Genomic DNA, 13,965 nt, shown 5'->3' with positions numbered 1-13,965 from the left:
TGCGAATCTCGGGGTCGATAACGGCTGAACGCGGGGGAAACGTGTTTCGAGCCGAAACAAATCCGCTTGAATACTTTCTGGTTACGTGACTGACGGCGCGACCGTTATCTCCAGTTCGTCCGCTACCTCGGCGAGGAGCGACCCTTTCACCTCCTCGACGCGTGTCTCGATGACCGCGACGATGGGCTCCTCGAAGTCCTCGCGGACGCGTTCGATGCGCTCGCGCTCGGTCGCACAGCGGTCCCGGAGGTAGCGTGCGCCGGTCCCGTCTTCGTCCGCGTCGGGTTCCGGCGTCATCCTGTTGACGACGAGGCCGGCGACCGAGAGGTCGTACTCCGCGAGCTGGTCGATGGCGCGGTCGGTCTCGCGGATGGAGAGCTCGTCCGGGTTCAACACGAGGTAGAACGTCGCGTCCGAGCGGAGCACGTCGCCCGCGAACTCGAACTTCTCCTTGCGGTCGGTGAGTCGGCCGATGATGGGGTCGTTCTCCATCTTCAGGCGGGCCTCGCGTTCGCCGATGGCGGCCTTCTCGTACAGGTCGATGCTCTTCATGCGCTTCTGGACCAGCCGGTCGATCCAGTCGCCGAGGAACTCCGGGAGCGAGAGCAGCCGGAGCGTTCCGCCGGTGGGCGAGGTGTCGAAGACGACGCGGTCGAACTCGTCGCTGTTCTTCATCACGTCGATGAACCGGTCGAACAGCGCGGACTCGTAGGCACCGGGGGTCTTGTGCGCGAGGTCGATCTGCCGGTTGATGTCGTTGACGATGGCCGGACTCACCTGGTCGCCCATGGCCCGTTTGGTCTCCTGGAGGTGACGTTCGACCTCCTCCTCGGGGTCTATCTCCATCGCCCAGAGGTTCTCGATGCCCTCGACGGGGTCAGGGTCGTCGCCGAACTGCTGGTCGAACACGTCGGAGGTGCTGTGGGCCGGGTCGGTGGAGACCACGAGAGTCTTCAGTCCCGCGTTCGCGTTCTTCAGGCCGAAGGCGCTCGAGACGGTGGTCTTGCCGACCCCGCCCTTCCCGCCGAAGAAGACAAACTTGCTCATCAGTGGAAGTGGTACTGTTCGCCCTTGCGTTCGAGCAGCGTCTGGCGGTCCCACATCCGGCGTTCCCAGGCCTCGAACTCCTCGGCGAGGTAGGGCAGCAGTTCGCTGGTGTAGTAGGAGATGGGGCTCGGGATACCGAAGGCGTCGGAGAAGCAGGCGAAGAAGAAGGCGTCCTCCTGGTCTTCAGCCTCGTGTTCGATCTTCTCGAACGCCGGGTGTTCGATCATCCCGTGGTAGAGCCCGTGGAAGACCTCTTCGAGCCAGTCTCGGAACGACGCGATTCGCTCTGCGAGTGTCATGCGTCCACACTTCTCGTGGTGGTACAAAAAGACACGGTCACCTGACGCTCACCTGACGTAGTGTCGGCGACTCCCGTCGCTACTGGAGGAACAGGGGAATCGACAGCAGCCCCAGCAGTGCGATACCGGTGACGACCGCGTAGGCGAGTCGGCGCAGGCGGGTCGCCGCGGGGACCTCCGCGAGGAACTCCGGCCGGGTCAGCCAGACGAGCTGGTAGTACGCGAGGACCGAGGCCCCGAGGAAGACGATGGTACAGACCCCGAGGGACACCGGTAGCTGGAGGTCCAGCGCCAGCAGGTACATCGGGCCGAACGAGAAGGTGACGAGGAAGACACTGGCGACGACGACGAAGAAGGGCACGGGGTCGACGGGCGTCCCCCGCCTGTTCCGGAACTGCATCACGCGTGTGACTAGGTGTCGTGCTATTGTAAGCGTTCTAGTCAGGCTGGTCGGCCCGCGGGCAGGCTGGGGATGCGAGGGAGAACTAAGTGGGTGGGTCCTGTCGTCTCCGACCATGGACAGGAAAGGTGACCCGCGGGTTCACTTCGTGATGAACCTCGTACTCTCTGCGGTGTTCGCGGCCGTCGTTCTCTGGGGGTCGGAGTTCATCGGGGTGACGGAGTTCACGCTGGGTCGGTTCGCCGTCTTCACGGGCATCATGATGGTACTGACGTACCTGGCGACGCGCTAGTCAGCAGGCACAGCCGGTCGACCCGGGCGAGCGCTCGAACCGCATCTCCTCGCCACAGGACGGGCACTCGGGGGCCTCGTCGCCCTCGACCGCCGTGTCCAGCAGCCGCTCGCTGCAGTCGTCACACCAGTACGCCCCCTTCGACTGCTCCGTCGTGGTCCCACGGTTCGTCGACTGTGTCGACGCCTGCAGCATCTCCTTTATCGTGGTAATGACACCCATACGTCCGAATCGGCGACTCTCCTACTAAATCCCCGGCCAGTTGTGCGCCACGGTCGCACAGGCCACGACCTCACTCCACGTCCTCGGCGAGCTGGTCGAGCGCCCGGCGCAACTCCCCGCGGCGCTTCCAGCCGGCGACGCGGTCGGTCACCACCGTCAGGGGCAGCCCGAGGTCGACCGAGGAGGTGGCGGTCACCTCGGTCCCGTCGGGGGCGGCCGCGAGTTCGATGCGCGTCTCCATCGACGCGAACGGCCCGTGGTCGCCGACCTGTTCGTACTCGTAGCCGTCGCCGTCGTCGAGCGCCCGCACGTCGAACGCGGCGGTCATGCCGGGTGCCGTCGCCTCGACGCGCCAGCCCTCGTCGGTCTCGGTCACCGACGCCACGTCGAAGGTCCCCTCCAGTTCGACGAGGCGACCGGGGTTCAGGTGACTGGCGACGGTCGGTCGCGAGACGTCGAGGTGGCGTGACACGGTCACGTCTGCCATTGGCCCCACCCACGCCTCCCCCTCTCATAGGCGTAGGGGGTGTCGGTTCCGGTGGGTGCGTCGGTAGGCCCGAGACTTAATCCGTTGGGCGTCGTTGCGTGATGTATGCCATCCGCACTGTTCGTCGTCAGCGAGCACGGCTACTGGGGAGAGGAGTGCATCGAGCCACTGACCACGCTCTCGGACGCCGGCGTGGACGTGACCGTCGCGACACCGACCGGCGACCCGCCCGAGGTGGACGAGCGCTCGGTCGACCCCGAGAACGTCGGCGAGGAGCAGGCCGAGTGGGTGATGGACGTTCACGAGTCCGACGAGCGCCTCCAGAACCCGGAGCCACTCGCCCGCCAGACCGCCGGCGACTACGATACGGTGGTGTTCCCCGGCGGCCACGGCACCGAGTGGGACATCAACCAGGACAGCCACGCACGCGACCTCCTCCGGGACACCGTCGAAGGAGACGGCGTCGCACTCGTCGTCTGTCACGCCGTCGGCATCCTCGCGTTCACCCGCGACAGCGACGGTGGGTTCCTCGTCGACGGCCGGGACGTGACCGGCTTCCCGAACGAGTGGGAGGAGGGAATCGTCGACGACGACGACCTGATGCCCGACGGCCGGAAGCTGCCCTACTGGGTAGAGGACGAGGTGAAAGCCGCGGGCGGCAACTGGGACGCCGAACTGGACCAGGACACCTCCGTCACGGTCGACGGCTCGCTCGTCACGGCACGGGGACCGGGCTCCTCGCACGCGGCCGCGGTGACACTGCTCGACGAGCTCGGCATCGAGTACGAGGACTGACAGCCCCCGACCGCCGCGGAATTCGGTACTTTCTAAGTCACAGGCGTCCCGTTTCGGGGTATGACCATCGAGGACCGAGGCGACGCGTACCTCGTCACGCACGCACTCGCCAAGGACACACTGTCGAAGCTGCGAAGCATCGAGACGGAGCAGGTCGCGTTCCGCAAGGGCCTGGTCAAGCTCGGCCGTATCTGTGGCTACGAGATCATCGACGGCCGGATGGAGACCGAGTACGTCGAGATAGAGACGCCGCTGGAGACGACGATGGGCGAGCGCGTCAAGGGACTCGACGACGTCGTCATCATCAACGTCCTGCGCGCCGCGACGCCGTTCGTCGAGGGGCTGCTCAAGGCGTTCCCGCGCGCCCGCCAGGGCGTCATCTCCGCCTCGCGCGACGAGGAGGCCGGCCGCAACGACGAGGGCCAGTTCCCCATCACCATCGACTACGTGAAACTCCCCGAGATTCACGAGGAGGACACCGTCATCGTCGCCGACCCGATGCTCGCCACCGGCTCGACGATGTGTGCCGTCCTCGAACACGTCCAGGAGCAGGCACCCGACCCGGAGCACCTCATCGTGCTCTCGGCCGTGAGCGCCCCCGACGGGCTGCTCCGCGTCGGCAACGAGGTGCCGGACGTCGACCTGCTGACGGTCGCCATCGACGACCACCTCGACGACGACGGCTTCATCGTACCCGGCCTCGGCGACGCGGGTGACCGGGCATTCCGGACGACGTAGCGTCAGTCCACGACTGACGAGGGGCAGCGTCGAGCCACGCTCGTCGAACGACCTGAACGTCTTTAACGGAGGACCGCGAGGGTTGGCCCATGAGCGACGACGCGTGTGACGACTGTGGGGAGCCGGTCTCCGATGCGCTGTCCCGGACGGTACAACTCGCGGTCGACCGAACACAGATAGACGCCCAGCGGCTCTGCCCGGACTGTTTCGCGACGTGGATTCGACGCTACCAGGAGGAGATGCAGCCCCAGCAGGGGCCGGTCATCGAGGACGACGACATCATCGTGGACTGACTACGCCAGCGATTTCCGGTAGAACAGCAACACGAACGCCTCCTCCGCCAGTTGCGCCTCTTCTCGTCGCACCTGTTCGAACTCGTGTGACTCGTACAGTCGCTGGGCACCCTCCTGTTTCGGCGACGTGTCTAACACCAGTTCCGTGTACCCCTGTGCTCGCGCCCGTCGTTCGAGGGCGTCGAGGAGCTGACTCCCGTACCCCTGGCGCTGGTGGGCCGGGTCGACGCGCATCCGCTTGAGTTCGGCTGCCCCGTCACGGAGGTCGTCGAGGAACTCGGTGACGTACCCGTCGGCGGGTCGAAACGCCCCCATCGCGACGAGTCGCCCGTCCACCTCGCCGACGAGGAACTCCCCGCCCGAATCGAGGTACGACGATTCTATCTTTGCGAGGTCGGCGTCGGGCGCGCCCTCGACGAACGAACCCACCTGTCGCATCGCTTCCTCGTGGAGTGCGAGCACGCGCTCGTGGTCGGCAGGGCGGTAGCGGCGGATGGTGAACTCCGGTGACATGGTGGCGTCTCGTACCGGGAAGAGCAGTGGCGTTCCGAAATACGCGGACGCTACCGTCGATTCTTGCTGGTGCCACGCCCCGCGTGAACCCCCTGGTTTCGGGTGCGAATCGCCCGACTACGGTCCCGTCACTGGCACCCAGAACCAGACGAAACGGACCTCCACATGGCTATCGAGTGCTATCGAGGGCTCTCGAAGGCCGGTTCTGTACCCGATTGCGAAATCGACTGGCGACCGAACCCCCTCGTTTCGGGTCTAGACCGCACGACGGGGGGAAGCTCAGGTGACAGAAGTTCCGAACGAAACGACCGTCAGTATGGCTCCGTTTCTCACACCGTCACTCCGCGTCGTCCTCGGCCGCCGAGAGCCCGGCGTCGCGGTCGCGCTCGAGCGCGGGTGGCACGTCCCGGTAGTCGGAGTAGCCGTCGAACCAGCGCTGGATGCGCTCGATGCGGTCGACGACGTGGGCGGGTTCACCCGAGCGCGAGAGTTCGTGGCCCTCGCGCGGGTAGCGCACGAACCGGGTCGGGGTGCCGGCCTTCCGGAGGAACCGGAACAGCAGCTCCGCGCCGTCGATAGGCACCCGGAAGTCGTTCTCGGCGTGCATGACCAGCGTCGGCGCGTCGATGGTCTCGGCGTGGGCGGCCGGCGAGTGCTCCCAGAGGAACTCGGGGTCGTCCCACGGGCGCGTGCCGAAGTCGCCCTCGACCAGCTTGTACGCCACGTCGGTCGAGCCGTAGAACCCGAGCAGGTCGTACACGCCGCGCTGGGCGACGGTGGCCCGGAAGCGGTCACTGTGACCGGCCAGCCAGGCGGTCATGTAGCCGCCGAAGGAGCCGCCGGTGAGGAAGACGTTCTCGGCGTCGATGCTGTCACGGGCACAGACCGCGTCGAGCCCCGCGAGCACGTCCGCGCTCGTCACCGCGCCCCAGTTGCGCTCGATGGCGGCCATGAACGCCTCGCCGTAGCCCGCGGAGCCGCGTGGATTGCAGAAGAAGACGCAGTAGCCGGCGGCCGCCAGCGACTGGAACTCGTGCCACATCGTGTCCGAGGGCGACCACATGACGTGGGGGCCGCCGTGGACCTCGACCACGAGGGGGTAGGTCTCGTCGGGGTCGAAATCCGGCGGCGTGAGCAGCCAGCCCTGTATCTCGTCGCCATCCGGGTTCTCGAAGCTGAGTTCCTCCGGCTGGCAGACGGCGCGGTCGTCGAGGTACCCCGAGTTGAGCCGCGTCAATCGAGTACCTTCGCCGCCGCCGGGCGTCGAGAGGAACACGTCGCCGGGGTGGTCCCACTCGCTGGCGGCGAACGCGGCAACGTCCCGGCCCACGTCGAAGTCGGTGAGGTGCATGCCGCTTCCGGCGACAATGGTCGTGTCGTCCGCGGACTCGCCCTCGTCCCACCGGACCCGCCGGAGTACGACCGAGCCGGCCTCCGGCGTCGGGAAGTAGAGCCGTTCTTCGTCGTGGCCCCAGCAGATGTCGGCGTCGTAGGCCATCGTCCGGTCGAGGCCGGCGGTCGGGGTGTGGGTCGTCCCGGTTCCGGGGTCGAACACGCGAACCTCGGTCTGGCGTAGCGTCGACCGCTCGGCGGGCGTGTGGAAGTACGCGACCCGGCCGTCGCTCGTCGCCCGGAGCGGCGTTCCCCAGCTGGTGTCGGTGGTCAGGCTGGTCTCGGTCCCCGTCTCGAGGTCCTGCTCGAATATCTCGATGGTGAGCGAGTCGTCGGGGTCCTCGCCGACCTTCCGACCGTAGTACAGCGTCTCGGTGTCGACCCAGTCGACGCCGACGTGGTCGACGTCACCGGTCGTGAGCCGACGGACCGCGTCGTCGGTGAGGTCGACGCCGTAGACGTGCGTTCGCCGGCCGTCGGTGTACTGTGCGCCGGCGCGGTAGACCGTCCGGTCGATGACCCGCGGGTCGGGCTCCTCGGGCTCGTACTCGGAATCGACGTGTCGGTCGCGGTCCTCGTCGCGGTCCTCGCGGGTCACCTGCTGGAGGAAGGCGATGCGCTCGCCGTCCGGGCTCCAGGTGATGGAGTTGACCCCGCCGACGACCGACGTGACCTGGCGGGCCTCGCCGCCGTCGGCGTCCAGCACCCAGAGCTGCTGGCGGTCGTCGTCCTCGCCGCGGGTGCTGACGAACGCGAGGCGGTCGCCGGACGGGCTCCACGTCGGTTCCGCGTCGACGCCCTCTGAGAGCGTGAACCGCTCGGGTTCGTCGCCGCCGACCGGCGCGACGTACACCGTGGCCTCGTAGGACTCGTCGTCTCTCGGTACCGTCCGGACGAACGCGACGCGCTCGCCACCGGGAGAGACCGCAGGAGACGAGGCGAGCGCGAGATCGCGATAGTCAGCGGGTTCGACGGTCTGCATGGACCGCACGACGGCGGGGGAGCAAAAGTACGCTTGGGTCGCCGGTGGAGATTAGTCCGATATCTCGGCGCGTCCGCTCGTCGCACTGCGGATGCGGTCGCGCAGGTCGTCGCCGTCGGCGACCGCGACGCGCACGTCGAAGCTGACGCGGGCCTCGTAGTCGGCGTCGAACTCGACGCCTGCGGATTCGAGGATACCTCGGACAGAGCCGGAATCGTCGTAGTCGACCGTGATGTCGAACCGTTCGTGGGGGCGTTCCTCGACCACGCCGGCAGCGTCGACGGCCTCCTTGACCGCTCTCGAATACGCCCGGACCAGCCCGCCGACGCCGAGGTTCGTCCCGCCGTAGTAGCGGGTGACGACCGCGACGACGTTCTCGATGTCGCGCTGGGCGAGGACGTTCAGGGCGGGTTTCCCGGCCGAACTCGTAGGTTCGCCGTCGTCGCTCGACCACTCGCGGAGCGGGTCGGCGCGGACCCGGTAGGCGGGCACGTTGTGGGTCGCGTCGTCGTACTCGGCCGCGACGGACTGGATGAACGCCTCGGCGTCCGCGACGGTGTCGACGGGTCTGACGTGGCCGATGAACTCCGAGCCTCGAACCTCGAAGCGGGCTTCGCCGGGCCCCGCAATGGTGTTGAAGGTCTCGGTCACGCCGTGGCCTCCGCGTCGGTCGCGTCGCCCTCACTGCCGGCCGAATCGCGTCGCTCCTCGCAGAGCAACACCACGAGGACGACGAGCAGGATGCTCTCGATGACCTTGCTCGCGAGCAGTTCCCACTGTGAGAAGAGGTGCTCGACGAGCGTCGAGAGAATCGACCCGTGGGTGTGTTCGCCGGTCGCGGTCCACGCCGGGGCGATGGTCAACTGCCCGGGCTGTGGGTGGCCGCCGAACAGCAGCCAGCCGACCAGGTAACAGGCCATGAGGCCGATGCCGAGGCTGTAGACGTAGTCACGGCGCATGCCGGCGGCTGCCAGTCCGATGCCCACGGGGACCGCGATGGCGGAGAGGACGAACAGGACCATCCGGGGGTCGGTGAAAGGCCGCCCGGCGTTGATGTAGGCGTACAGCGCTCGCCACCCCAGCCAGAGGTGGATGCCCGCGGTCGCGACCGCGAGCTGTGCGGCGACGAAGCGGAGGGCTGTCTCTACCTTCTCGTCCATACCCGTACTCTGGAAGCCGGCCCCAATAGCGCGTCGGTTCGATTTTCGACCCCTACTGCAGCTCGATCTTGCGGACGAAGTCGAGGTTGCGTATCTCGTTGATGAGCTCGCCGGGGAGCTCCTGGTCGGTGACGATGTGGAGTTTCGGCTCGTCGGTGAACTCGGGGTCCTCGCTGATGGTCTGGCGGATGGAGATGTCGTGTTCGGCCAGCAGGGCGGTGACGGTCGCGACGATGCCCTGCTGTTCGGCGTCGGTCACCTCGACCGTCAGGACGGTGAGGTCGAGCACGGGCGCGAGGTCCATCAGGCTCGGCACCTGCGAGATGTTCTGGAAGATGCGTCGGAGCTGTTCGTCCTCGAGGATGGCGTCCGTCGTCGAGTCCACGACCCGTCGGTCCACGCCGATCTCGCGGGCGATGCCCGTGTTCGGAATCTCGATACCCCCGGAGACGACCCGCCCGTCGTCGTTCACGGAGAAACCCCGTTCGAGCAACAGCCGGATGACGGCCTGCTGGCTCGGGGAGCCCTCGAACTTCTCCATGATCTCGTCGAACATTGCGCGAACAGAGACGCCCCGTGGCTTTATTCGTGTGGATACGGCTGGCGGGCCGACAGGGCCGGCAGGAGGGGGACACGTCGTACTTCGCGTCTCCGCTTATGCCCTACCGAACCGAGGTCGAGATATCGATGACACCAGTCACTCGACGACGACTCCTCGCTGCGGCCAGTACGATGGTCGCGACGGGGCTCGCGGGCTGTGAGGGGAACGTGGAGTTCGGCGACAACAACTCGACCGCGACGACGCAGCCACCGCCACACACCATCACCGAGCCGGTGGGCGACGCGACGGTCCTCCCGAGTCTCGGCGTGCCGCTGCTCACCGATGCGTACACCATCACCGTGCGGGCGACCCAGACCCTCGACGGCCAGGAACTGGACGAACTCGTCATCACCTTCCCCGAGACGTTCTCGCTGTCGAGGAGTCTCACCTACGACGACGTGGCGGTCCGGGTCGGCGGCCCGGGGTCGCCGACGCGACAGGCGAACATCAACGATGTGCGGGTCGGCTCGGACGGAACCACCCTCACGCTCTCGCCGGGGTCGTCGGTCACGCTGACGGCGACCGACACCATCGTCGTCGAGTTCCGTGGTGTCTCGGCACCAGTGCGAACCGGCGAGTACCTCGTTGGGGTCGAGGTCAACGGCGCGGTCTCCGACTCGGGGGCGGTCACCATCGCGAGCGACTTCACGCCCCGTGAGAGCACGTTCGAGACCACCACCGAGGGCTGGACCGTGGTCGGCGACGTACAGGACGGCTCGGTGTTCCCGGACCGGAAATCCGGCGACGGCGACACCGGGAGCTACCTGTCGGCGGAGGACGATACGACGGGCGACGTGTGGTACTGGGTCGCGCCGCGGTCGTTCCGCGGGTCGAAATCGCCGTACATCGGCGGGACGCTCTCGTTCTCGCTCCGGCAGTCGACCACCGAGGACCAGTTCGACGCGGCGGACGTGGTGCTGGCGTCGGACGAGCAGGTGCTGTACCACGATTTCGGCGACGAGACCGCCCACCCGGGGACCGACTGGACCCGGTACGAGGTTCCGCTGACGCCGGACGCGTGGCTGCAGGAGACGGAGGCAGGTGGAGTGAGTGACGTGCCGGACGACGGCCGGCTGGACCGCAGCGAACCCGCGGACAGGGAGACGTTCGAATCGGTCCTCGGGTCGGTCGAGACGCTCCACATCCGCGGCGAGTACGTCGACGGCTCCGACGTGGGCGACATCGACAGCGTGGCCCTCACGCCCGGGCCGGGCGACGAGGAACCGACGGAGACGGGTTCCTAGAGCTGTCCTTTCGTGCTGGGGGTGTCGCTCCGGCGCTCGTCGATGCGGGTCGCGTCGTCGAGCGAGCGCGCCAGCGCTTTGAACAGCGCCTCGACCTCGTGGTGGGCGTTGTCGCCCGAGACCTCACAGTGGAGCGTCAGCCCGGCGTTCATCGCCAGCGACATCGCGAAGTGCTCGGCCATGTGGCTCGTGAAATCGCCGATGTAGGGCTGGGAGAACTCGCCGTCGAACTCGAAGTACGGACGCCCGGAGATATCGACGACGACGCCCGCGACGGCCTCGTCCAGCGGGACCTTCCGGTCGGCGTAGCGGACGATACCGCGCTTGTCGTCGAGGGCCTCGGTGAACGCCTGGCCGAGGGTGATGGCTACGTCCTCGACCGTGTGGTGGTCGTCGATCTCCAGGTCGCCGTCGCACTCGACGGTGAGGTCGAACAGGCCGTGTTTGGCGAACGCGTCGAGCATGTGGTCGAAGAAGCCGACGCCGGTGTCGACCTCGCTCTCGCCGTCGCCATCGACGTCGAGGCGCACCTCGATGTCGGTCTCTCCGGTCTCGCGCGTGACCGCGGCGGCTCGGTCGGTCATACCACATCCGAACGCCCCCGTGTGCAAAGCGATTGCGCTCGCGGTGAGTCCTGTCGGGGAGGACTCGGTGGTCGGTCGCCCCCAGAGTGACGGCGATTCTGAAACCTCAGGAATCTGATGATGTGGGTTGGTAACACGAAATGAGATATCGGCTTAGAAAGGGTTCTAAAACGTCTAAAAGAATCTGAAGCGCTGTAAAACATTCTGGCATCCCGTGTAAAACGTCTCGAAATAGGGCAAAGGCTCGCCTCGTTATATGGGGTACCCCGTCGTAGCAAGGAGTGCCCACGAGGTGTTCCCGATGTCCCCCGCAACGCCACAACAGCTCCCATCGATCCCAGGCTCGCTCGCAGAGCGACTCGACTCGGACAAGTTCCTGACTCCCCTGCGCACCGCCAGCTTCTGGCTGGCCATCGCGCTCCCGTTCGCGCACCTGTCGCTCCTGGCGTCAGGTATCGAGTCGCCGGCGGAGACGCAGGCGTTCCTCGTCCTGCTGTCACTGAACCTGTTCGCGCTCGTGGCCGGTCACGGCTACGGTGCCGAGTGAGCCCGATCTGCCGCTCCCACACCACCACACGCGACCCCTCCACCCACCAGCGCTCTCCCACACCAGCGCTTTCCCACACCAACACACTCCCACCCACTCGCGGTGTCCCTCCACACCGCTCGCTCCCTTCTCCCCCAACCGCCGACCTGTACTCTCGGTAGACTCGGCAGTCGTGACCCTGGCACGCCCCGGACGACCGCGAAAACAGACCGCGCTTACTCCGCGACGGCGGCCATCGCTTCTTCGAGCGTGAACCGGTTCTCGTAGAGTGCGCTGCCGACGACGACGGCAGCCGCACCCGCATCCCGGAGCGCCTTCACGTCGTCCAGCGTCGCGACGCCCCCGCTGGCCACCACTGGAATGTCGACCGCGTCGGCGACGCGACGGACCGGTTCGGTGTGGACGCCGTCGAGCTTCCCCTCGACGTCCACGTCCGTGAAGAGGATGGCACCGGCACCCAGTTCCTCGTAGCGCGTGGCGGCCTCGGCGGGGTCGAGCCCGGTGCTCTCGGTCCAGCCGGAGACGACGACCTCACCGTCCTTGGCGTCGAGGCTCACCATCACGCTGCCCGGATAATCGGCCGTTATCTCGGCGACGATGTCGGGGTTCTCGACCGCGGCGGTCCCGAGGATTACGCGGTCCACGCCGCTCTCGAGCAGGCTCGTCGCGTCCTCGACCGTGCGGATACCGCCCCCGAGCTGGACGTCGACGTCGACCGCTTCGCGGATTGCTTCGACCGCGGCGGCGTTCTTTCGCTCGCCCTCGAATGCGCCGTCGAGGTCGACCAGGTGGAGCGTGTTCGCGCCCTGGGCGACCCAGCCCTCGGCGGCCTCGACGGGGTCGCCGTAGGTCTTCTCGGTGCCGCGCTCGCCCTGGACCAGCTGTACCACCTCACCGTCCTGCATATCGACGGCGGGAATGACCGCGAAATCGGGGAAGGGTGTCACAGGTGAGTGGGCGTGTCGTATGGGTGTAAAGACACCGATGACGGCCTTTTTACCGACGGTCGTCTTACGCCAGAACAGAATGGTCGAACTCCTCCTCGTCGTCGGACTCGCGGTGGCCGTGTTCGTCGGCTTCAACATCGGTGGCTCGTCCACCGGCGTCGCGTTCGGGCCAGCCGTTGGCTCGAACTCCATCTCGAAGTTCTGGGCGGCGGCCCTGATGTCCGGCTTCGCGCTCCTCGGTGGCTGGACCGCCGGTCGGGAGGTCATCAAGACGATGGGTGGGCGAATCGTCCCCGCGTACAAGTTCACCCTGGCCGCCAGCGTCGTCATCCTCCTGTTCATCGGGTTGGCACTGCTCATCTCGAACCTCTTCGGGGTCCCCGCTTCCACGTCGATGACCGCCGTAGGTGCGACCGCCGGGATGGGCGTCGCCAGCGGGACCCTCCGCTGGGAGGTGATGGGGGGCATCGTCTCGTGGTGGATCCTCGCGCCCGTGATGGCGTTCTGGGTGTGTGCAGTCATTGGACGGTACTTCTACCCGGCGCTCGCCACGCGGTTTGGTGTGGACACATCGACCGGTTCGATCTTCGAGCGTCGGCGCGTCGCTGGCATTCCACTGGTCTGGGTCGCCGAGGACACGTCGCGCCGTGAGGCTATCAGCGGCGTCCTCGTCGTCGTCATCGGCTGTTACATGGCCTACTCGGCGGGCGCGTCGAACGTCGCCAACGCGGTCGCCCCGCTGTACAGTATCCAGGCTCTGGGTGAGGGTTTCGCCTTCTACGTCCTCATCGGTGGCGGGGCCATCGGACTCGGCGCGTTCACCATCGCCCGCCGAACCCTGGACACGGTGGGCAACGACCTCACCGACTTGCCCCTGCTGGCCGCCCTCATCGTCGAGGTCGTCAGCGCGAGTCTCATCACGTTCCTCTCGCTTAACGGCATCCCAGCCTCGCTCGCGGTGTCGGCAACGATGTCCATCGTCGGGCTCGGCTGGGGCCGTGCGACCCGCACGACGACCATCACGCAGGCAGCTGAACAGGCAGTCAAGGGCGACGGTGCGGCGCAGGCTGACGGTGGTCCCGAACGAGTGACCGGCCCGGCACAAAAGAACAAGCCGAAGAAGACGGTCGGTGGCGCGCTCCAGGCCGACAAACCCGGCGAGTCGGTCGCCCCAATCGGCGAGGAGAAACCCGACGAACTCGCCGCCAGCGACCTGTTCGACCCCGGAACGACCGGCCGCGTCATCGGGCTGTGGATCGTCACGCCCAGCCTCTCGGCGGCCGCGTCGTACCTGCTGTTCTCGGTGTTCCCCATCTACGGTTGACCCCGCTCCTCCCCACCCCGTGACACACCGAGATTCCCCGGACAGGACCGCGATACCGGCGAAACGTTCCTTATATTTCGTGACCCTCAAAACAGCAA

General features: G+C 67.0%; 19 protein-coding genes. 7 read left to right on the top strand and 12 right to left on the bottom strand.

Features of this window, described 5'->3' with window-relative positions:
- Positions 1 to 81 precede the first annotated feature (81 nt).
- From N6C22_RS01675 to N6C22_RS01665, 3 genes are all read right to left on the bottom strand, one after another.
- Positions 82 to 1,047 carry an ArsA family ATPase gene (locus N6C22_RS01675; protein ID WP_261648927.1) on the bottom strand — a complete coding sequence of 322 codons (966 nt, stop codon included), beginning with the start codon at positions 1,045 to 1,047 and terminating at the stop codon, positions 82 to 84.
- Complete coding sequence (locus N6C22_RS01670; RefSeq protein ID WP_261648926.1) at positions 1,047 to 1,346, bottom strand: hypothetical protein; 300 nt, start codon at positions 1,344 to 1,346, stop codon at positions 1,047 to 1,049. The genes N6C22_RS01675 and N6C22_RS01670 overlap by 1 nt, the downstream gene beginning before the upstream one ends.
- 79 nt (positions 1,347 to 1,425) lie before the next feature.
- The gene (locus N6C22_RS01665; RefSeq protein WP_261648925.1) at positions 1,426 to 1,746 is read right to left on the bottom strand and encodes a hypothetical protein; all 321 of its coding nucleotides are present in this window, start codon (positions 1,744 to 1,746) and stop codon (positions 1,426 to 1,428) included.
- A gap of 115 nt (positions 1,747 to 1,861) precedes the next feature.
- On the opposite strand from N6C22_RS01665, the gene N6C22_RS01660 reads away from it, so the two are divergent.
- Positions 1,862 to 2,038, top strand: coding sequence for a hypothetical protein (locus N6C22_RS01660; RefSeq protein ID WP_261648924.1), 177 nt, complete (start codon positions 1,862 to 1,864; stop codon positions 2,036 to 2,038).
- Here the strand turns inward: N6C22_RS01660 and N6C22_RS01655 are convergent, their stop codons facing one another.
- Both N6C22_RS01655 and N6C22_RS01650 read right to left on the bottom strand, forming a co-directional pair.
- Positions 2,039 to 2,260 carry a hypothetical protein gene (locus tag N6C22_RS01655; protein WP_261648922.1) on the bottom strand — a complete coding sequence of 74 codons (222 nt, stop codon included), beginning with the start codon at positions 2,258 to 2,260 and terminating at the stop codon, positions 2,039 to 2,041.
- 70 nt (positions 2,261 to 2,330) lie between these two features.
- Positions 2,331 to 2,747 carry an SRPBCC family protein gene (locus N6C22_RS01650; RefSeq protein ID WP_261648920.1) on the bottom strand — a complete coding sequence of 139 codons (417 nt, stop codon included), beginning with the start codon at positions 2,745 to 2,747 and terminating at the stop codon, positions 2,331 to 2,333.
- Between the two features lie 105 nt (positions 2,748 to 2,852).
- Between N6C22_RS01650 and N6C22_RS01645 the strand changes: the two genes are divergently transcribed.
- The 3 genes from N6C22_RS01645 to N6C22_RS01635 all read left to right on the top strand — a co-directional run bounded on the left by N6C22_RS01645 (position 2,853) and on the right by N6C22_RS01635 (position 4,573).
- Positions 2,853 to 3,542, top strand: coding sequence for a type 1 glutamine amidotransferase domain-containing protein (locus tag N6C22_RS01645; RefSeq protein ID WP_261648919.1), 690 nt, complete (start codon positions 2,853 to 2,855; stop codon positions 3,540 to 3,542).
- Between the two features lie 60 nt (positions 3,543 to 3,602).
- Positions 3,603 to 4,280: a uracil phosphoribosyltransferase gene (gene upp / locus N6C22_RS01640; protein WP_261648918.1), complete on the top strand. Its 678-nt coding sequence runs from the start codon at positions 3,603 to 3,605 to the stop codon at positions 4,278 to 4,280.
- An 89-nt stretch (positions 4,281 to 4,369) separates the two neighbouring features.
- Positions 4,370 to 4,573 (top strand): hypothetical protein, encoded by a 204-nt coding sequence (locus N6C22_RS01635; RefSeq protein WP_261648917.1) that lies wholly within the window; start codon positions 4,370 to 4,372, stop codon positions 4,571 to 4,573.
- Here N6C22_RS01635 and N6C22_RS01630 read toward each other — a convergent pair whose 3' ends face one another.
- The 5 genes from N6C22_RS01630 to N6C22_RS01610 form a co-directional block, all read right to left on the bottom strand.
- Entirely contained in the window at positions 4,574 to 5,086 is a 513-nt protein-coding gene (locus tag N6C22_RS01630) for a GNAT family N-acetyltransferase (RefSeq protein WP_261648916.1), read from the bottom strand.
- Between the two features lie 337 nt (positions 5,087 to 5,423).
- Entirely contained in the window at positions 5,424 to 7,460 is a 2,037-nt protein-coding gene (locus tag N6C22_RS01625) for a S9 family peptidase (protein WP_261648915.1), read from the bottom strand.
- A 51-nt stretch (positions 7,461 to 7,511) separates the two neighbouring features.
- Positions 7,512 to 8,111 (bottom strand): YigZ family protein, encoded by a 600-nt coding sequence (locus N6C22_RS01620; protein WP_261648914.1) that lies wholly within the window; start codon positions 8,109 to 8,111, stop codon positions 7,512 to 7,514.
- Complete coding sequence (locus tag N6C22_RS01615; protein WP_261648913.1) at positions 8,108 to 8,620, bottom strand: hypothetical protein; 513 nt, start codon at positions 8,618 to 8,620, stop codon at positions 8,108 to 8,110. Before N6C22_RS01615 ends, N6C22_RS01620 begins: the two co-directional genes overlap by 4 nt.
- Before the next feature lie 52 nt (positions 8,621 to 8,672).
- A complete protein-coding gene (locus N6C22_RS01610) occupies positions 8,673 to 9,176 on the bottom strand; it encodes an amino acid-binding protein (RefSeq protein WP_261648912.1) in 504 nt (167 codons plus the stop codon).
- A gap of 131 nt (positions 9,177 to 9,307) precedes the next feature.
- Here N6C22_RS01610 and N6C22_RS01605 point away from each other — a divergent pair, with 131 nt between their 5' ends.
- Positions 9,308 to 10,465, top strand: a complete 1,158-nt coding sequence (locus tag N6C22_RS01605; protein ID WP_261648911.1) for a laminin B domain-containing protein — start codon at positions 9,308 to 9,310, stop codon at positions 10,463 to 10,465.
- Here N6C22_RS01605 and hisB read toward each other — a convergent pair.
- Positions 10,462 to 11,049 (bottom strand): imidazoleglycerol-phosphate dehydratase HisB, encoded by a 588-nt coding sequence (hisB, locus tag N6C22_RS01600; RefSeq protein WP_261648910.1) that lies wholly within the window; start codon positions 11,047 to 11,049, stop codon positions 10,462 to 10,464. The genes N6C22_RS01605 and hisB overlap by 4 nt on opposite strands.
- A 301-nt stretch (positions 11,050 to 11,350) precedes the next feature.
- On the opposite strand from hisB, the gene N6C22_RS01595 reads away from it, so the two are divergent.
- Positions 11,351 to 11,596, top strand: a complete 246-nt coding sequence (locus tag N6C22_RS01595; protein ID WP_261648908.1) for a hypothetical protein — start codon at positions 11,351 to 11,353, stop codon at positions 11,594 to 11,596.
- Between the two features lie 215 nt (positions 11,597 to 11,811).
- Here N6C22_RS01595 and hisA read toward each other — a convergent pair whose 3' ends face one another.
- Complete coding sequence (gene hisA / locus N6C22_RS01590; RefSeq protein ID WP_261648906.1) at positions 11,812 to 12,543, bottom strand: 1-(5-phosphoribosyl)-5-[(5-phosphoribosylamino)methylideneamino]imidazole-4-carboxamide isomerase; 732 nt, start codon at positions 12,541 to 12,543, stop codon at positions 11,812 to 11,814.
- Positions 12,544 to 12,622: 79 nt separating this feature from the next.
- Between hisA and N6C22_RS01585 the strand changes: the two genes are divergently transcribed.
- Complete coding sequence (locus N6C22_RS01585) at positions 12,623 to 13,867, top strand: inorganic phosphate transporter (protein WP_261648904.1); 1,245 nt, start codon at positions 12,623 to 12,625, stop codon at positions 13,865 to 13,867.
- Positions 13,868 to 13,965 lie beyond the last annotated feature (98 nt).

Source organism: Haloarchaeobius sp. HME9146 (assembly GCF_025399835.1).
Classification (GTDB): Archaea; Halobacteriota; Halobacteria; order Halobacteriales; family Natrialbaceae; genus Haloarchaeobius.
Note: the sequence above shows the minus strand (reverse complement) of the source record. Positions and strands in the feature narration are given on the sequence as shown.